This window comes from Salinivibrio sp. MA427 (assembly GCF_001996115.1).
Classification (GTDB): Bacteria; Pseudomonadota; Gammaproteobacteria; order Enterobacterales; family Vibrionaceae; genus Salinivibrio; species Salinivibrio costicola.
In genome coordinates this window covers 1-19,336 of the sequence record NZ_MUFH01000005.1, presented here as the reverse complement: position 1 = coordinate 19,336, position 19,336 = coordinate 1, and the positions used below count along the sequence as shown (strand labels likewise).

Below are 19,336 nucleotides of genomic sequence, written 5' to 3'. Positions count from 1 at the left end.
TTCAATGGTTAACCGGCATCAATCACATCAGCGATTAGCTGGTGTGGAACATCTGCAACCACTTGAGCCTGGCCTATCGCCGTTGGTAAAACCAGACGCAACTGTCCTGAAAGCACTTTTTTATCACGCATCATGTGCTTAATAAAAGCATCGTAGTCCATTTCACGGGGAGCCTGCACGGGAAGATGTGCACTTTGTAACAGGGCCGTGATGCGAGTAACCGTTTTTTCATCAATCAAACCATGCTGGCACGCCGTTTGTGCCGCCAACACGGTTCCAGCCGAGACCGCTTCACCATGAAGCCAATTGCCATAGCCCATTTCGGCTTCAATCGCATGACCAAACGTGTGCCCCAAATTCAACAGCGCGCGTACGCCTGTTTCGGTTTCATCTTCGGCCACCACATCGGCTTTGATTTGACAACAACGCCTTATCGCATAAATCAATGCATCAGGAGAGAGCGCGGTCAGCGCCACCATTTCACTGTCAAGCCAATCAAAGAAAGGGGCATCGGCAATCACACCATACTTGATCACTTCTGCCATCCCCGCAGCAAACTCACGACTGGGCAAGGAGCTTAGCACCTGCGTATCAATCACCACCGCTTTGGGTTGATAAAATGCGCCAATCATGTTTTTGCCAAGAGGATGATTAATTGCTGTTTTCCCACCGACGGACGAATCGACTTGCGACAGTAATGTCGTGGGAACTTGAATAAAATCAACGCCGCGCTGGTAACAAGCACTGGCAAATCCAACAATATCGCCAATCACGCCGCCCCCGAGGGCGACGAGCACGACATCACGGTTATAATTATTTTCTAAAAGAAAGGTGTTGATGGTGTTAAACGTTTCGAGCGATTTATACGCTTCACCATCAGGCAAGCTAAGGCAGGCTACATCAGTTGCGCCTGCCCGCTGAAGGGTTGAGACCAGAGTGGCGCCATAAAGCGGCATCACTGTCTCATTGCTAATAACAGCAACCCGACGGGAATGGACGCCCTCAAACAGGCTCGCATCTGCTAAAAGCCCTTCACCAATCGAGATAGGGTAGCTACGTGCCCCTAAGTTAACGTCTATCCGTTCCATGGTCGGGTCCTGTGGTCGGTTATTGCTGCTCTAAGAGCGCCATGATTTGATTTGCCACCACTTTAGCGCTTTGATCATCAGTTCGTACAACGTAATCCGCAATTTCTTGATACAAAGGATTACGTTCTTCTGCCAATGACTCCAGCACTTCACGTGGTTGGTCAGTTTGCAACAATGGTCGTTTCTTATCGCGTTGGGTACGTGCGAGCTGCTTTTCGATGGTGGTTTCCAAATACACCACCACCCCACGAGCAGAGAGGCGATTACGGCTTTCTTTGCTCATAATCGAGCCACCGCCAGTCGCGAGAACGATACCTTGCTCTTCAGTGAGGTCGTTTATCACGTTTTCTTCGCGTTTACGGAAACCTTCTTCACCCTCAACGTCAAAGACCCATGCAATGTCTGCTCCAGTACGATCTTCAATCACTGAATCAGAATCATAGAATTCCATGTGAAGTTGCTGAGCGAGATGACGACCAATTGTGCTTTTACCAGCCCCCATAGGGCCTACCAAAAAGATGTTTCGTTTTTCAGCCATTTTAAGCAATTTTACGCGCGGTTAAATAAGACAACACCGCCCGCAGGCTTAATGTAAAAAGCCCGAGGCGCCAATTCCTCACAGATATTTCGTGATCAGATTAAAAATTATCTCAGGACAGTGACCCCTTTGGCAACACCTAACCTACCCTGTGACGATTTTAGGGGTCACAAAGATCAGAAGTTCGCGTTTTGCATGGTCTTTTAACTGATGTCGAAACAAACCTCCAAGCAAGGGAATATCCCCAAGGAGAGGCACTTTGGTTTCTTTGTTGATCATCGTGTGCTGAAAAATGCCACCTAAGACCACAGTTTCGCCATTTCGCGCCAAGACTTGGGTATTGATCCGTTTGGTACTGATCGACATCGCCTCACCTTTTCCGGCCACGACCGACTTTTCCGGCATATCTTGGGTCAGCTTTAAATCCAGCACCAACGTATTATCCGGCGTGATCTGAGGCGTGACCGACAAACTCAACACCGCTTTCTTAAAAGAGACGGCCACCGCCCCACTGGAAGAAGCTTCTAAATAGGGCAACTCCGTCCCTTGTTCAATATAGGCGGCTTTTTTATTGGTGGTGATTAATCTTGGGCTCGAGACCACTTCGGCTTTTCGTTCGCTCTCGAGCGCAGAAAGCTCCAAATCGAGCAGTAAATCGTTGCCTAACTTAGCCACTTGAAAGGCCATGCTTGAGGCAGAAGGATTGACTGCAGCTAAATTAACATTGAGGAAATCACCAATACTGCTCCCCTCACCGGCGGCTTCATTTAGGCTGTCAGGACCTTGCTGCGCCAAATCGCTATCCCACATGATATTCCCTTCGACCGACGATCCCACCGTGGTTGAGCCGTTGCGATTCAAAAGCCCCCAACGTACGCCAAGCTCGTCGACCGAACCTTGCTCTACCGTGACAATACGCGCTTCGATTTCCACCTGCTTAACCGGCACATCGAGGTGCTGAACCAAGGTGCGGATACGATCAATGTTCTTGTCAATATCGCGAATGATGATCGCATTGGTCCGCTCATCCAGCGACACCGCCCCCCTTGGAGATAACAAGCTCACGCCTTGCGTTTGACCGCGAATTAATGCGGCTACCTCGCTGGCTTTGGCATAATTTACCGTGATAACCGCCGACGATAGCGGCAACAAGGTTTCTGCTTGCTGCGCCATTTCCAAATCCTGCTTTTCTTGCGCCATCAGCTCTCGACGAGGGGCAACAAGCATCACCTCGCCACGTTGACGCTTGTCCAGCCCTTTCACTCTTAAGATAACCTCTAACACGTCTTGCCAAGGCACACCGTCAATCCGCATGGTGATATTGCCCTGAACACTGTCTGAGGTGACTAAATTAAACTGATTTTGCTCGGCAATCAGTTGGAGCACAGCACGAACTGGAATGTCTTGGAAGTTGATCGAAATCGGTGCATTCGGATCAAAGGATGCAGGTGTCGTCGGTTCGGTGGCTTGTATGGTTACCACTAATTGTTGTTTTTGTTGATGGTAATCAAAGGCGATCGCTTGCGCCGCTTGCAGATAAATTTTTGCGTGTCCAGAGGATTGCGACACATCGATCGCCGTAATTGCCGAATCCCTGTCTTGGGTATCGATCCGCTTCATTAATGACGGTTTAATCGTTACCTGCGGTAATCGGATATGGAGTTGATCGGCGCTCGGCTGACGAAAATCCGCCATGATCGCAGGGCTGTCGAAGCCCAAAATCAGTTGCGCCTCTCCCTGAGCAGAGCGGGTTAACTGCAACTGGCTCAAGGTTGTCATCTCCGCAGCCTGAGCGGACGCGCCTATAAAACACACCACGATCAGCGCCACGCGCACAAGCGACCACGGTATAAGGGTATATCGGGCGTTATACGCCGCGAAAATCATCATAACAGTTATCCTTTACGACAGGTTAGGTTCGATTGAAAGCGTCACGGTCCGTTGCTGCCAGCATCCTAAACCATCAGGTAGTGCCTGGTTTATCGCGACATGATCACGCGTCACCGCCATCACTCGGCCGTGGTGTTCACCAAGCCGGTCGCCACGTGCGACTTGCTTGACCATCCCATTCGGCAAAGCAATGAGTGCCTGTTTTTGCCCCCCTTTAGTGAGGCTTCCTTTCATTTCAAGTTGTGCTAAAGGTAAGGTTGAAAGCGGACTGTCACGCCAATGCAAGGCCGGTTGCCAGCAATCACCAGGAGACATCCGTTGTGGGTCCGATGCGATCGATAGAACAAATGGATCGCGCGCTTCTTTTGCAAAGGGGACAGGTTGATAAACACTAGGCGGCGGCATGCGTGTCGCGGTAACCGTCGCTTGCGCTTGCACCTGGCGCATAAACTGATGAATGTCATCATCCGTTTTTTGACAACCACTCAAGATCACGATCAACACAAATACACTGGCTCTTAACATGACGCGTCCTAGTTTGTGGGTTGATTGAGCGCGGGGCGGCCGGTATAGCGATACGTCGTCGCAGACACCGAAAATTGCAATGGCGCCGCAGACGGCGGCTGTTCGGCCTCGCGCGCGAGGACAAAGTCCTGCAATGACACTAAGCGAGTCATCGCGGCAATATCGGCACTGAACGCGCCAATATCTCGATACTGGCCTTCAAGCACAATGTTGATTGGAATGGCGTCTAGCCAGCTTCCTTGCTTTCTCGGCTGCCATGCGAGCGTTTCAAACTGCAACTGGTGACGCATCCCCACCTCGTTCACACCAGCCAGCAGGCCCGCGAGCTCTTCTTCCTCAGGCAATTGCTGAATCAGTCTTGCGTAGCGTTGATTAAGCGTCTCTATTTGCGCCTGGACATCGGGTAACGCAGCCACCTCATGCGCTAACTGTCGATAACGTGCTTTCAGGTGAGACTCTTGCCGGTGAGCATCAAGCAAGGTCGCTTGATTTGGCTGTCCAGCGCCTAACCAGCCGACATACCCCATCACTGTCAGTAAAGCACCCCATAAACTCAGCTTTACCGACCAAGGCGCAAACGGTAGTCGTCGCCACTCCCATGCCATCGAATCCATCACTGTTCGTCCTCCTCGCGCTCCGGTAATTGGGGGGAAACATAGTGTGTCAGTGAAAAGCTCAGTCGAAACCGTTTATTGGGCCCGACGGTGTGATCACCCGTCACTACGGTATCGATATCGAGCGCCTCTACCGCTTGCTGCGCTTCCAACGCGGCCAGCAAACGCGCGAGCTCTGCGTTTGAATTCACCCACCCTTCTAAACGGATATGGCCTTTTTGTTGTGCCAACCGGGTTAAATAGGCACCAGCAGGCATCACCGTCGGTATAAAGTTGAGCACCTCAGTGACATTATTACGCTGTCTTTGCAGTTGATTGACCAACCCGAGCCGTGATTGCAAGGCGCGACGTTTAGTGTCTTGTTGCTCAAAGCGCACTAAGGTTTGTTTAAACTGCGTGATGCCTTGTTCAAGTTGTTGATTACGGTGTTGCTGCCCCGCTATCTGWTAATGCTGCCACTGGATGAATCCCATTCCGATGATCAGTGCGCTCCCCGCAACCGCAAGGGTTTGCAGGATAAAATGGCGTGCCTGTCGACGTTGCACTTGCGCGCGCCAGGGGAGTAAGTTAATCCTCATGAACCGCTCGCTCCTCGGAGCGCAAGCCCTAGCGCCGAGCAAGCATGAGGGCTTAGAGAGGGCGCGCCAAAGGGTTCGCCAGGTTGAATAAACACACGTTGGGCAGATGAGGGGCAGAGAATGTCGCTGGGCCAGTGACCGCTTAGCCATAAGGTTGAGATAGGCACCGCGTGTTCGCTCTCCCCGCGTTGATAGGCATGATCCAAATGTTGTTGTAGAACGCGAGAGGATGCCGTTGCCTCGCCTTCTGAGCCAGATCCTCCTAGCGGCATTGCGACGGTCAAAGATTGTTGGTACAGCCCGCCATCGGATAACGCGCGCACCGCCGTCAACTTGCCGGCATCAAGATGTAGCCATAGCGGTGAAGTCTGTGGTTGGTAGTGACCTATCAACGCATCATAAACTGCTTGCAGCCCATGCTGCTGCGTATCGACAACACTTACCTTTAATCCCACGTCTTTCAACGCCGAAAGTATTGGCGTGAGTGTCTGTTGGCGACAGGCCACTACCTGGTACTGCGCCTGTCCTGGCTGATGGTTCAACGCATGCTGTTTGGTGAAATCGAAGAAAAGACCACTAATTTCCATATTGAGCGCCATGCCCAATGCTTGTCCGACCACGGCTTCCTGCTCGAGAGGATCATCCACATCGGCTGCCATCAGGGTCTTACTGATCACGGTGTCATCCTCAACGCCTACCACTACACTCGGTGACAAACGTTGATACCAGGATACTCGGCTCAATAGTGTGTCTTTTAGCGTTTTCATCGTGGTTGTCAGGGTGTCTTCATCACCAGCGGTCAAGATATGATGCCCGGAAACCTTGAGGGATGAAGAGGACGGGCATAGCGCAATCGCGTGGCTTTCCGTTTGGCCCAAAGCGATACCTAAAACTGCCGAACTTGGAATCATTTCGTGTTAGGCTCCAACGTCAGAGTAAGGTCAGTATTTACAAAACTGTCCTCATCACGGGTTATTTTTTATGCTGGTGCCTTTATACTACTCACGTATGATTATTAAACGGCTAAACGGCAACGAAACGGGAAATCTCAGGTGAAGTTCATAAAGCGTTTGCTTATCTTTGCACTGGTTTGCACAGTGCTTGGAGTCACAACAATCTTTGGGTTTTACCTTTATGTGAAACCCGACCTCCCCGATGTGGCGACATTGCAAGATGTTGAGCTACAAACTCCGATGCAGGTCTATAGCGCGGATGGTGAGTTAATCTCGCAATTCGGCGAAAAACGGCGTATTCCAGTCAAACTCGAGGATATACCTCAACCTATGATTGATGCCTTAATTGCCACCGAAGATAGCCGCTTTTATCAACACCCAGGCATTGATCCTATTGGTATTGTTCGTGCCGCGGCGGTTGTCGCCATGTCTGGCAGTGCCAAGCAAGGGGCCAGCACCATCACCCAACAGCTAGCACGAAACTTCTTCCTGACCAACGAAAAGCGAATTATGCGCAAGATAAAAGAAATTTTTATCGCGGTGCATATCGAACAATTGCTCAGTAAAGAAGAGATCCTTGAGCTCTATTTCAACAAAGTCTTCTTAGGGTATCGCTCTTATGGCGTAGGGGCAGCCGCACACGTGTATTTTGGTAAAACCTTAGATCAACTGACCTTAAGCGAAATGGCCGTGATCGTGGGGTTACCCAAAGCGCCCTCCACCATGAACCCACTTTACTCGCTTTCACGCTCAACCGAGCGACGGAACGTAGTGCTCGGCCGCATGTTGAATGAGGGCTACATTTCTAATGCGGAATACCAGCAAGCGAAAAATGAGCCTATTGTCGCCAGCTACCATGGCGCCGAAATAGAACTCTCAGCACCCTATGTTGCTGAAATGGCCAGGGCTTGGGCGGTCGATGCGCTTGGCGATGATGCCTACACCTCAGGGGTACGTATTTTCACCAGTGTGGATGCGGATATGCAGCGCGCGGCCAATCACGCCGCCATAGAGAATATCCTCGCCTATGACCGACGCCATGGTTTTCGTGGTCCAGTAGCCACGCTTTGGCAAGCACCTAGCGAACGCTGGCAACATCAACGTATTGTTGATCACCTTGCCAAGCAACCCAGTTACGGCCCCTTGGAGCCTGCGGTCGTGACCGATGTCCAAGCACAATCGGCACAGGTTATTGGGCCCAATGGCCGTGAAATCGAACTGCCTTGGAAAGGACTCGACTGGGCGCGACCTTATATTACTGATAGTCGCCAAGGCCCAGCGCCCAAACGTGCTGACGAGTTCCTCGCCAGTGGCCAGCAAGTGTTTATTCGTCGAGTCAATGACAGCTGGCATTTGGCGCAAGTACCTACCACCAATACGGCCTTAGTTTCTATGTCTCCGTCAACGGGGGCAATCAAAGCCTTGGTCGGTGGGTTTAACTTTGTCCACTCCAAGTTTAACCGTGCCACTCAGTCGGTACGGCAAGTCGGGTCGAGTATCAAACCCTTTATTTACTCGGCGGCAGTCAATGAGGGAATGACGCTAGCCAGCCTTATCAATGACGCGCCCATTAACCGTTGGGATCGCAGCCAAGGGGTGGCATGGCGTCCTAAAAACTCACCGCCACGCTATGCCGGCCCGACGCGCGCACGGTTGGGATTAGCCCAGTCTAAAAACGTCATGGCGGTGCGAGTACTCCGCCGAGTGGGGCTCGACGATACGCTAGATTACCTCACGCGTTTTGGTTTCCAACGTGACGACCTACCGCGCGCTGAAGCCATTGCACTCGGCGCAGGTAGCTTAACGCCGGTTGAAATGGCACAAGGGTTTAGCGTATTTGCCAATGGTGGCTATTTTATGGAGCCTTTTATCATTGATCGCGTTGAAACCCCCTTCGGCGCGGAGATCTATCGTGCCAACCCACCGGTTATATGCGACCACTGTGAGCGCAAACCGGAAAAGGCTGACCCGTTTAATGAGCAAAACTTATTGACGGACAATGGCAGTGACCAACCAACACCGCGCAATGCCAAGCAAGTGATTGATGAACAAAATGCGTTCTTGGTGCGCGAAATGATGCAAAGCAACATTTGGGGCGGCGGCGATTGGCGTTATGGCACCGGTTGGAACGGCACGGGCTGGCGCGCTCAAGCGCTTAAACGTCGCGATATCGGTGGTAAAACCGGGACCACCAATGACTCCAAAGACACTTGGTACACTGGCTATGGCCCAGGTATCGTCACCACGGTTTGGGTTGGCTTTGATGATCATTCGCGTGAACTCGGTCGCACCACTCGTAATGCTAATTTAGGCGACGAGCGTCAACCGATTTATGGGGCGGAATCTGGCGCAAAAACCGCAGAACCTGCTTGGATTGACTTTATGCAACAAGCTCTCGCTGACGTGCCAGAGCAAAATAAAGTGGTGCCGTCCGGCATAGTCAAAGTACGGATCGATCGCGAGACCGGACTGCTGACAAGAAAAACCGATCATACCTCGATGTTTGAGTACTTTATCAAAGGCACCGAGCCGACAGAATATGTATCGGATCAGTCTGATGGCAACATTTACGAGTCCAGCACGGAATCCTTGTTTTAACTCGATAAACGCTTAAACCACAACGCCCACATCCGTGGGCGTTGTCACCTCAATGCCAGTATCTTGTGTTAGCGGTGATTTAAGCCGCTCCTTATCGCGGTCATCTGGCCACCAATGGCGTCCGCAAGCTGTTCATATCGTCCTCGTAACGGTGACCCAGGGCGATAATCGAGCGTGATTTGTCGCGACGGCGTCGGTGACGTAATGGGGATATACACCACACCATCGCGTTTATCGGCAGGCACGGACAGCTGAGGCAATAAGGTAATCCCACTTCCTGCGGCCACCATGTTGCGTAACGTTTCTAGGCTGGTCGCGCGGAAACGTTGATCCTCTTGCGCACCGACTTTAAAACAAAAGCCCATGGCTTGATCGCGCAAACAGTGGCCATCGCCCAGCATCAACAAGGTTTCCCCGTCTAACACATCAAGCGCAACTTCAGCACATTCCGCCAACCGGTGCTTTTCGTTGACCGCAAGCAACATCGGCTCATCATAGAGTGGCAGCTCTTTAAGGTGCTGTGTTTCTTCGACAGAGGCCAGGATAACGCAATCGAGCTTGCCTTCTTCCAACTGCTGAACCAGTTGCTGGGTTTGTCCCTCATGAATAAACAGCTCTAAATCTGGGAAACAATCTCGCAGCATCGGAATGATTTTGGGTAATAGATACGGCCCCACGGTGGGAATAAAGCCAATATGTAGGGGGCCGGTCATACTTTCACCTTGCTCACTGGCCAATTCGGTTAAAATTGTGACTTCCCGCAATACGTTACGTGCTTGCTGTACTAACCTCATACCGGCATCGGTGAACAGAACCCGACGACTGGTACGCTCAAGTAAGCTGACGCCGAGTTCATCCTCCAGTTTACGAATTTGGCCACTCAAGGTCGGCTGGCTGACAAAGCAAGCCTCAGCGGCTTTGCGAAAATGTCGGTGTTCAGCCAACGCAACCAAATACTCCAAGTCACGAATGTTCATCGTTGTCTCTTCTATAGGGGATAACTATCAAAACCATAGCATCAAGCGATTAGAGCTATCAATCTTATTTAGCAATACTAGACCCATCAAAACACAGCGAGTCACTTCTCGCTTAATAACTTTAATTGAAAACAAAAGGAACGATTCATGACAGCAACCAAAGAAGGCCAGCCAGTACCACAAGTAACCTTCCGCACTCGCGAAGGCGATCAGTGGAAAGACGTGACCAGCGATGACATCTTTGCCAACAAAACCGTCATTGTGTTCAGCCTGCCAGGCGCGTTCACCCCGACGTGTTCTTCTTCGCATCTGCCACGCTATAACGAGCTGTTCCCTGTCTTTCAACAACACGGCGTTGATGACATCGTTTGTGTCTCGGTCAATGACACCTTTGTAATGAACGCATGGAAAGCCGACCAAGATGCTGACAACATCCATGTACTACCTGATGGTAACGGTGAATTTACCGATGGCATGGACATGCTGGTCGACAAAAATGATCTTGGCTTTGGCAAACGCTCATGGCGCTACAGCATGCTGGTAAAAAACGGCGTGGTCGAAAAAATGTTTGTTGAGCCAAACGAACCAGGTGACCCGTTCAAGGTCTCTGATGCCGACACCATGCTGGGCTATATTGCTCCTGAGCATAAACTGCAAGATTCGATCACCGTGTTTAGCAAGCCAGGCTGCCCATTCTGTGCCAAAGCAAAACAAGCACTGATCGATGAAGGACTTCAGTTCGAAGAAATCATCCTCGGTAAAGATGCCACCACGGTCTCTTTGCGCGCAGTCACCGGCCGTGCCACGGTGCCACAAGTATTTATCGGTGGCCGTCACATCGGTGGCAGCGAAGAGCTCGACACTTACCTAAACCAGTAATCCGCTGTTTGGGCGGCAGCCTTGCCGCCCGTTATTTTCCCAGGAGAAAGCAATGAAAACATTAACGGTTGATGTGGCTGTGATTGGTGGCGGGACCGCCGGGCTCGGTGCCTATCGCGCGGCAAAAGCACAGACAGATAGCGTGGTGATGATTGAAGGCGGCCCGTATGGCACCACCTGTGCACGTGTTGGCTGCATGCCATCCAAACTGTTAATTGCGGCCGCCGAAGCGGCGCACCATATCGATAAAGCGCCCGGTTTTGGTGTCTACCCAGGCGGAAGTACCGAGATAAATGGTCGTGAGGTAATGGATCGGGTTAAACGCGAGCGCGATCGCTTTGTCGGCTTTGTATTGGAAAGTGTCGACGACATTCCCGCCCAAGACAAAATCGATGGCTATGCACGTTTTGTCGATGATCATACCTTGATGGTTGACGATCACACCACTATCCATGCTGACCGCATTGTGATTGCGACCGGCTCACGTCCGAGCTGGCCCGAGGCCTGGAATCACCTCGGTGATCGTTTGGTGGTCAACGATGATATTTTCGAATGGGATGACTTACCTGAATCGGTTGCCGTGTTTGGTCCGGGCGTGATTGGCCTTGAACTGGGCCAAGCGTTACACCGCCTCGGTGTCGAAATGACTATGTTTGGTGTCGGCGGCCAAGTGGGTCCACTCACCGACCCAGATATCATGGCATATGCGGATAAAACCTTCAGCGAGGAGTTTTATCTCGATGCCGATGCCAAGGTTGAAGAGATGATCCGTGAAGGTGATAAGGTCCAAATCCGTTACCGCGACAAAAACGGCGAAAGCCAGTTGCGTTGGGTTGATTACGTGGTTGCCGCCACCGGTCGTCGCCCCAATGTCGACAAACTTAACCTTGACGCGACGAGCATCAAAGTGGACGCACGCGGTGTCCCAGTAGCCGATAGCTACACCCTGCAAACCACCGCAGCGCATATTTTTATTGCCGGTGATGCTAACAACCAAATTCCACTGCTGCACGAAGCGGCTGACCAAGCCAGAATTGCCGGTGACAACGCGGGGCGCGGCAAAGATATCCGTGCGGGACTGCGCCGTAGCAAGCTATCCGCGGTCTTCTCCGATCCACAAATTGCGATGGTGGGCGAAAGCTATAAAGCAATTACCGATCGTCTCGGCCCATGTGGCTGTTTTGAAATCGGTGTGGTTTCCTTTGAGGGACAAGGTCGCTCACGGGTCATGCTACGCAATAAAGGCTTATTGCATGTTTATGCCGAGCAAGGCACAGGGCGTTTCTTGGGCGCAGAAATGATTGGGCCGAACGCCGAGCACTTAGCACACTTACTCGCCTGGGCTCACCAAAACCAAATGACCATTTCGCAAATGTTGGATATGCCCTTTTATCACCCAGTGATTGAAGAAGGGGTACGTACCGCACTGCGTGATGTCAACGCCAAACTCAAACTCGGGCCAGAGATGATCAAACACTGCATGGATTGCGGCCCAGGCTGCTAATTCACTGTCCTTTTCGCCGAACGCTCGGCGCTTTACAGGCAATGCCTGTTGCTTCCCCAAGCACTTGCTTACCTTTTGCCCTCCTTCGCGGAGGGCTTTTTTGTATCCAACGACTCACTGCGCCACAATGGCGTACCGCCCTCACTGACCAAGAGAGCCCATATGGCTTGTAAATATTGTCAATCTGGCATTTGGAAGCAGAAGTTAGGACGCTGCACGCGTTGTATGACCCAACTTGCTGTCATTTCTGCCATACTTTGGCCGTTTTGGTGGTGGGCCTATGCCGACACGCCACGGCAAGTGGAGTCGATTGCCTTGTTGTTCGCCGCCGGCAGTGCCAGCGCCTTGCTCATGCTTCATTTATTGATTTATCCATTTCGGCGCAATAAAAAACCCGCGCCGAAGCACGGGTCGTCAGACACACCAGATGATTAATCAGCCAGATCCGTGGCTTCGTTAATCACATGGAAAATATAGTTTTGCTCCACGGCCCCTTGGAATAACCACGCCATCGGCCCACGTGCCATGATGGCCACATCTTCACCAGAGTGGGTTTCCGAACCGAGCTTAATCAAGGATTGCTGTTTGTAATCCAGCTTACGCACCTGCCCTTCTTGCAAGTTTTCCCGCTCACCTTTGACCGCCCCCGGGCCGTTGCCATAGGTGATGGTGGTATAGGTTTTACCAAAGTCATCCTGATTCAAGCGTCCTTTTTGACGTGACAGGCCGAGAATGGGATTGCCCCGCTCCGCATAGCCGTTCATCACCATGGTGTGAGCGTGGTCCGCGGTAACGATAACCAGAGTGTCTTCTGGGTTGGTTTTCGCTAATGCCACCTTGATGGCATCATCGTAAGCCAACGTATCTTCTAACGCTCGCGCAGCGTTGCCCGCATGGTGAGCATGGTCGATACGTCCGGCTTCTACCATCATCACATAGCCGTCTTTGTTGCGGCTAAGCATATCGATCGCCTTGCTGGTCATGTCCGCCAATGATGGCTCATCTTGGCTTTCACGGCGATCCGCTTCGTATTTCATGTGGCTACTTTCAAACAAACCAAACACGCGTGAAGTGGTCGCCGGATCGATGGCATCAAAACCGGATTTATCGAAAATGTATTGGCCATCAGGGTGGCGGGTTTGCCATGCCTCAATCAGGTTGCGTCCATCTTTACGCTTACCCTTTTTGCCCTCAGGATCGACGCTATCGGCAGGAATAAATTCACGCCGTCCGCCACCGAAGGCCACCTGAAACCCCTCTCCAGCATCAAAGTCGACAAACTGGCTGGCAATGTCGGTGCAGCCTTGGTTTTTGGCAATGTTGGGTAACTTGCTATCGTTTTCCCAATTGCGATCCGCACTGTGCGCATAAGTGGTGGCCGGGGTGGCGTGGGTTAAACGGGCGGTTGAGATCAAACCTAATGCTTTGCCCTTCTCGCCCGCCATTTCAAATAGGGTTTTCGCTTCGTTACCTTTTGCGGTGCTACAAAAACCACGCTGAACGTTATCGTCAACACTGATGATCCCAGCTTTGGTTTTCACCCCAGTAACCATGGCCGTCGCGGTCCCAGCCGAGTCAGGGGTTTGCATGTCGGTATTATAGGTTTTGGCTAGCGCAACATGCGGCAGGCTTTCCATGCCAAGGCGGTTTTCCTCACCGGTTTGCCCCTGCTGCTGGCCCTGATAAATACGCGCCGCTGTGATTGTCCCCACGCTCATGCCGTCGCCGACAAAGAGGATCACATTTTTGGCTTTGCCCGTGATAGGTGGGTTAGCTTTAGCGGCCGCCAATGCCGCTTGCGCGTCTTGATACCAGACATCGTTTTGCTGAGGCACTGCCGCGTGTGCAGCTGCCGCTAATAAGGCTGAGGCCACCGCGGCCGTAAGAATTGTCTTCACCACAAAATCTCCATTATTAACGAGAAAACGCGGGCATGATGATCATTACGCGTGACGCTTCTGTGACAAACCGTACAATGTAACAATTTATAAGCGGCTCATTTTGATGAATTTTTTATGACGATAACACAAAAAAGCTGCGACTTAGTCAGCACGCAGCCTTAGGGAGGGGTAACGACGACGCTGATATCGTCAGGCAATAGACGATGTCACCCTACTCCAACGTAGAGAAGGTTGAGATTGTGGCCGGCCCAGCAATGTTATAGGTTAGCGCCACTTCGTCACAGGCGTGGAAGCGAGGACAGATTTCACAATCTTTCATCACTTTCTCTGGCAATTGCGATTTCGACACTGGGGTAAAGCCCAATTGGGTGAAAAACTCGGGCACCCGGGTGAGGACAAAGACTTGCTCAATCGCCATTTGCTTGGCTTTTTTAATCAAATGCATCATCAACGCCGTACCGTGTCCTTGGCGCTGCCAGCCAGCTTCGATTCCCAAAGAGCGAATTTCTGCCAGCCCTGAGTCGTAAATATACAGCGATCCGCAGCCGGTCAAATCCCCTTGATGCTCAGATACCGCAAACAGGCCAATATTACGCACTAATTCATGACGGTCGCGCGGTAAGTTCTCCCCCAATTTCGCCCAATACACCACCATGCCTTCAATGGTATCGAGGTCGGTGAGTCTTGCCGAGCGCACCGTGACTTTGGGGGTAAAGCGCTTATCCAAGCGCTTTTGCGCTTCTTGAATAGCAAAGCTGACCTGCTCAGGTGCCACCCCACCGAGTGCCCGACGTTGGGCCAGGCAGGATTCAATCGTGAGCATGGCATACACATCATCTTCAATCACCGGTGAGAATTGCTGCAAGGTTTCTAGCGGCAGCGCTTCCAGCGCACACCCTTGCTCAATGGCTGATACCACCGCCACGCCAACAATATGGTGGGCTTCACGGAACGGGATCCCTTTGCTCACCAAATAATCGGCCAGCTCGGTCGCATTGGCATGACCTTGCTGCGCCGCTTGCAAGGTTTTGTCTTTATGGATGGTGATGCCTTCAAAGCACAGGGCCGCCATGTCTAAGCAGTCATGCCAGGTGTCCATGGCATCGAATAGCCCTTCTTTGTCTTCTTGCATGTCCTTGTTGTAAGCCAGCGGCAAGGCTTTCACTGTCATCATCATTGCCGACAAGGAACCATACACCCGACCCGTTCGACCACGTATCAGTTCTAACGCATCGGGGTTTTTCTTTTGTGGCATCAGCGACGAGCCTGAGGTGACGGTATCGGCCAGCTCGATAAACCCGGACTCGCCCGAGTTATAGAAGATCATGTCTTCGGCCATCCGTGACAGATGCAACATCGACATGGATGCAGCAGACATCATCTCCATCACATGATCGCGGTCCGAGACCGAATCCAAACTATTACGGGTAGCCCGTTTAAATCCCAGGTTTTGTGCCAAGGCATCGCGATCAATCGGATACGCGGTGCCTGCCAGCGCCCCCGATCCGAGTGGGCAGGTATCCAAGCGACTGAGCGCATCTTGCAAACGCGTGGTATCACGCTCAAACATCTCCAGATAGGCCAGACACCAATGGGCAAAGGTCACCGGTTGTGCACGCTGCAAGTGGGTGTAGCCAGGCAGCACGGTACCATGGTGCTGACCCGCCACATCCACCAGCTGCTGCTGAAGCTTATCGAGAGACAGCAAGATTTGCTGGCCTTGCTGGCGACACCACAGTTTGAGATCCGTGGCCACCTGATCGTTGCGTGAGCGCCCGGTATGCAGCTTTTTGCCCAAATCCCCGACTTTATCGATCAGTTGCTGCTCGACCCAGCTGTGAATATCTTCGGCCTCTGAGTTTAAGATCTGCTCAGGGTTTTCCATCACCGACAGCTTGAGCTCATTGAGCGCCAGCTCCAATTGCTGTTGCTCGTCATCACTCAGCACGCCCACTGAACGCAAGGCTTTCGACCAAGCAATGGAGCCCACAATGTCTTGCTCTGCTAAGCGATAGTCAAAGCGCAGCGAATCRTTAAACGCTTGAAACCGTTTGTCTGCTGCTTGACTAAAGCGTCCGCCCCATAATGCCATGCTGTCTCTCCTTACTGCTCACGATGCTTTTTTAATTAGGATTGTTTTTGTTTGTTCAGTGTCCGAATCCGGCTCGACAGCGAATACAAACGGATAAAGCCTTCGGCGTGGCTGTGATCGTAGACGTCATCATCACCAAAAGTGGCAAAGTCTTCCGAGTACAAGCTATTGGTCGAGCGCTTTTGTACCACCGTCGCTTGCCCTTTATAGAGTTTGATCACCACCTCGCCCGTTACCGGCGCGGCAAGGGAATTGGCAGCGGCAACAATCGACTGACAAAGTGGCGTAAACCAACGCCCATCATAAATCAGGTGAGAGGCTTTTAAACCGAGCTCCTCACGGAACTGATAACTCTCTTTATCTAGCACCAATTGTTCAACGCCGCGCAGCGCTTCCATGATGATGGTGCCACCCGGGGTTTCGTAGCAGCCGCGGGATTTCATCCCCACCAAACGGTTCTCAACGATATCNATGTTCGGCACCTTTGTCATTCAATAGCGTTAGCACGTCATAAGGCGACATGGACTCACCATCGACCGAGACCACTTCCCCGCTTTGTACTCCCAAGGTGACAAACTCGGGCGTATTGGGCGCCTCTTCCGGCGCGACAGTCCATACCCAGCAATCTTGGTTGGCCGCCGTCCAGGTATCTTCTAACACGCCGCCTTCGGTTGAGACATGCCAAGCATTGGCATCACGTGAATAAATTTTCTCAAGGCTCGCCGTGCAAGGAATATCACGGGCGGCCAAGTAATCGAGCAGGGCTTCACGACTGGTGAGATCCCACTCACGCCACGGTGCAATCACTTTAAGCTGCGGCGCCAGCGCGGAGAAGGTGCTCTCAAAACGGACTTGATCGTTCCCCTTGCCGGTACAGCCGTGGCAGAGTGCATCCGCGCCAACCTCAAGGGCACATTCGACCTGCGCTTTGGCAATGATAGGACGCGCCATAGAGGTGCCAAGTAGGTACTTGCCTTCATACACCGCACCGGTTTTCAGGCTGGGATAAATATAATCCGCCACCATTTCGTGTTTTAGATCGGCGATAAAACACTGTGATGCCCCCGAAGCGAGCGCTTTTTGCTCAATGCCTTCGAGCTCTTGTTCGCCTTGACCGACGTCGGCGACAAAGGCGACGACTTCACAGTCATAGTTTTCTTTTAGCCAGGGAATGATGGCCGAGGTATCCAATCCACCCGAATAGGCCAGTACCACTTTGTTGACTTTGCTCATCTTGCTCTCCTTAAATCATGATGCGACGGTTTGAGTAGCGTCGTTATACGTCTTATTAACTGGCGCTAAACCGGGTGCCGATTTGCTGGCCATCGAATAATTGGGTGAGTTTTTCTGGGTAACGCCAAGTGGCAATCTCCACCGGTTTACCCAGTTCGCGGGCGGCGGCAAACGCCGCGTTGACCTTGACCACCATGCCATCGGTGATCACGCCTTTTTCTATCAGGTGTTGCGCATCCAGCTCGGTCAAACAGGGCAGTAGATGGCCTTTGCCATCCAATACACCACTGACATCCGACAGCAGCACTAGCTCCGCCCCGAGGGTGGTAGCCACCGCGACCGCTGCTTGGTCGGCATTAACGTTCATCAGCTCACCTTGGTCACTGATGCCAATCGAGCTAATAATGGGGACACAATCTGCGGCCAGTACCGCCTGCAGCAGGGTAGGATCGCCGGCGCTGGCTTCTCCCACCGCACCCAGCTCAGGGTCCAACTGGCTGACCTGACACAGGCCACCGTCGGCCAAGCTTAAGCCACAGCTTTTAATGTTTGCTTTACGTGCTTGGGCTAACAGCAACTTGTTTGCTGTCCCTGCCAACGCACCGGTGACATAATCAATCTGGTCGGCTGGCGTGACCCGTAAGCCTTGTTTTTTCACGCTAGTGAGGGCGAGCTTTTTGAGCAGATCATCGACCAAGTAACCGCCACCATGCACCAGCACTAACGGGCGCTCCGCCTCACTGCGATAGGCATTGATCGCGCCGAAAACCTTGGCGAGGGTCTCGCTGCAGCTCAGTGCCGCGCCGCCTAATTTAATCACTAATGGCGTTTTCATCCGTTTCTCCTAGACAATCGCGGTAGTTTCGGCAAAGCCAAACTTCAGGTTTAAACACTGCACGGCTTGGCTGGCCGCGCCTTTAAGTAAATTATCAATCGCACTGGTAAGGATCAGATGCCCATGCGCGGCCTGATAGCCAATATCGCAAAAGCCGGTATGTTGCACCGCGTGTAGCTTGGCCACCTCACCGGCTGGGAGCACCCGTACCAAAGGCGCCTCTTGATAGGCGTGAGAGAGTGCCTGCCCCACCTCCGCCTCACTAACACCTGGCGCTAATTTGGCGGTAATGGTGGCAAGAATGCCGCGTTTGTAGCTGCCAAGGTGCGGGGTGAAAATCACCGGCGTATCTAGGTGTGCGGCAATCTCTGGCTGATGACGATGAGAAAACACCCCGTAGGCATGCAGGCTCACTTCGCAAAAACTGTTGGTCAGACTCGCTTTGCGCCCCGCGCCCGTCACGCCGCTGGTAGCATTAATCACCGGCCACATTTGTTTATCCAACAAGCCTGCATCCAGCACAGGTTTGAGCGCTAATTGACTGGCGGTGGGGTAACACCCAGGTACGGCGACTAGCTGCGCTGCTTGCAATGCCTCACCCTGCCACTCGGCCAAGCCATACACGGCTTGCTCAAGCCATGTCGGCGATTGGTGCGCAAAACCGTAGTGTTCGGGATAAAAATCGGCTTGATTGACCCGATACGCCCCCGACAAATCAAACACCACGCAACCTTGAGCCAGAAAAACCGGCGCCAATTCATGACTGACCGCATGCGCGGTGGCTAAAAACACCACATCAGCTTGCTTGGCGACATCCTGTGGCGAGGACAATGGCATCAGTGGCATATCCACCACGCCACGCAGTTGCCCGTGCAACGCGCTCACAGGACGATTAGCGTCTTCACTGCCTGCCGAGACATATAAACCGACCAAGTGCAATTGCGGATGGCGATGGACAAGGGCGACAAGCTCGGCTCCTGTGTAGCCACTGGCACCGACAATAATGGTGTTAAGTGTCATGGGTGTCTCTCTTTATGGATATTTAAGGCGTGCTGCGGGGCAGCATAGTGTCGAGGGCGTAGCGGATAGCCACGCAAAGCAGGCTAGCGTCGTCGAAGGGCAAGGATATTG

The 19,336-nt window shown here is 52.3% G+C and carries 16 protein-coding genes and 1 pseudogene; 4 read left to right on the top strand and 13 right to left on the bottom strand.

Annotated elements, in window-relative coordinates:
* Nucleotides 1-8 precede the first annotated feature (8 nt).
* From aroB to pilM, 7 genes are all read right to left on the bottom strand, one after another.
* On the bottom strand, nt 9-1,088 hold the full coding sequence (aroB, locus tag BZG79_RS01110) for a 3-dehydroquinate synthase (RefSeq protein ID WP_077773557.1): 1,080 nt from the start codon (nt 1,086-1,088) through the stop codon (nt 9-11).
* 19 nt (nt 1,089-1,107) lie between these two features.
* On the bottom strand, nt 1,108-1,626 hold the full coding sequence (gene aroK, locus BZG79_RS01105) for a shikimate kinase AroK (RefSeq protein ID WP_025739049.1): 519 nt from the start codon (nt 1,624-1,626) through the stop codon (nt 1,108-1,110).
* Nucleotides 1,627-1,770: 144 nt separating this feature from the next.
* On the bottom strand, nt 1,771-3,516 hold the full coding sequence (gene pilQ / locus BZG79_RS01100) for a type IV pilus secretin PilQ (protein WP_077773556.1): 1,746 nt from the start codon (nt 3,514-3,516) through the stop codon (nt 1,771-1,773).
* A 12-nt stretch (nt 3,517-3,528) separates the two neighbouring features.
* Nucleotides 3,529-4,041, bottom strand: coding sequence for a pilus assembly protein PilP (locus tag BZG79_RS01095; RefSeq protein ID WP_077773555.1), 513 nt, complete (start codon nt 4,039-4,041; stop codon nt 3,529-3,531).
* Nucleotides 4,042-4,049: 8 nt separating this feature from the next.
* Complete coding sequence (gene pilO / locus BZG79_RS01090; protein WP_077773554.1) at nt 4,050-4,655, bottom strand: type 4a pilus biogenesis protein PilO; 606 nt, start codon at nt 4,653-4,655, stop codon at nt 4,050-4,052.
* Nucleotides 4,655-5,233 (bottom strand): PilN domain-containing protein, encoded by a 579-nt coding sequence (locus tag BZG79_RS01085; protein WP_199877491.1) that lies wholly within the window; start codon nt 5,231-5,233, stop codon nt 4,655-4,657. Before BZG79_RS01085 ends, pilO begins: the two co-directional genes overlap by 1 nt.
* Complete coding sequence (gene pilM, locus BZG79_RS16025) at nt 5,230-6,144, bottom strand: pilus assembly protein PilM (RefSeq protein WP_108743208.1); 915 nt, start codon at nt 6,142-6,144, stop codon at nt 5,230-5,232. Before pilM ends, BZG79_RS01085 begins: the two co-directional genes overlap by 4 nt.
* A gap of 141 nt (nt 6,145-6,285) precedes the next feature.
* Here pilM and BZG79_RS01080 point away from each other — a divergent pair, with 141 nt between their 5' ends.
* Nucleotides 6,286-8,784, top strand: coding sequence for a PBP1A family penicillin-binding protein (locus tag BZG79_RS01080; protein ID WP_077773552.1), 2,499 nt, complete (start codon nt 6,286-6,288; stop codon nt 8,782-8,784).
* Between the two features lie 68 nt (nt 8,785-8,852).
* Here BZG79_RS01080 and oxyR read toward each other — a convergent pair whose 3' ends face one another.
* Complete coding sequence (gene oxyR / locus BZG79_RS01075; RefSeq protein ID WP_077461548.1) at nt 8,853-9,761, bottom strand: DNA-binding transcriptional regulator OxyR; 909 nt, start codon at nt 9,759-9,761, stop codon at nt 8,853-8,855.
* Nucleotides 9,762-9,908: 147 nt separating this feature from the next.
* Between oxyR and BZG79_RS01070 the strand changes: the two genes are divergently transcribed.
* The 3 genes from BZG79_RS01070 to BZG79_RS01060 all read left to right on the top strand — a co-directional run bounded on the left by BZG79_RS01070 (nt 9,909) and on the right by BZG79_RS01060 (nt 12,579).
* A complete protein-coding gene (locus BZG79_RS01070; RefSeq protein WP_077461547.1) occupies nt 9,909-10,640 on the top strand; it encodes a glutathione peroxidase in 732 nt (243 codons plus the stop codon).
* Nucleotides 10,641-10,692: 52 nt separating this feature from the next.
* A complete protein-coding gene (locus tag BZG79_RS01065) occupies nt 10,693-12,144 on the top strand; it encodes a dihydrolipoyl dehydrogenase (protein WP_077485804.1) in 1,452 nt (483 codons plus the stop codon).
* 162 nt (nt 12,145-12,306) lie between these two features.
* The gene (locus BZG79_RS01060) at nt 12,307-12,579 is read left to right on the top strand and encodes a DUF3624 domain-containing protein (protein WP_077773551.1); all 273 of its coding nucleotides are present in this window, start codon (nt 12,307-12,309) and stop codon (nt 12,577-12,579) included.
* On the opposite strand, the gene BZG79_RS01055 is transcribed toward BZG79_RS01060, so the two are convergent.
* From BZG79_RS01055 to argC, 5 genes and pseudogenes are all read right to left on the bottom strand, one after another.
* Nucleotides 12,576-14,042, bottom strand: a complete 1,467-nt coding sequence (locus BZG79_RS01055) for an alkaline phosphatase (protein WP_108743210.1) — start codon at nt 14,040-14,042, stop codon at nt 12,576-12,578. The two genes, BZG79_RS01060 and BZG79_RS01055, sit on opposite strands and share 4 nt — an antisense overlap.
* A gap of 214 nt (nt 14,043-14,256) precedes the next feature.
* A complete protein-coding gene (argH, locus tag BZG79_RS01050) occupies nt 14,257-16,137 on the bottom strand; it encodes an argininosuccinate lyase (protein ID WP_077773549.1) in 1,881 nt (626 codons plus the stop codon).
* Nucleotides 16,138-16,172: 35 nt separating this feature from the next.
* A pseudogene (locus BZG79_RS01045) lies at nt 16,173-17,370 on the bottom strand (argininosuccinate synthase).
* 55 nt (nt 17,371-17,425) lie between these two features.
* Nucleotides 17,426-18,205, bottom strand: coding sequence for an acetylglutamate kinase (argB, locus tag BZG79_RS01040; RefSeq protein ID WP_077773548.1), 780 nt, complete (start codon nt 18,203-18,205; stop codon nt 17,426-17,428).
* 9 nt (nt 18,206-18,214) lie between these two features.
* A complete protein-coding gene (gene argC, locus BZG79_RS01035) occupies nt 18,215-19,225 on the bottom strand; it encodes an N-acetyl-gamma-glutamyl-phosphate reductase (protein WP_077773547.1) in 1,011 nt (336 codons plus the stop codon).
* Nucleotides 19,226-19,336: the final 111 nt, after the last annotated feature.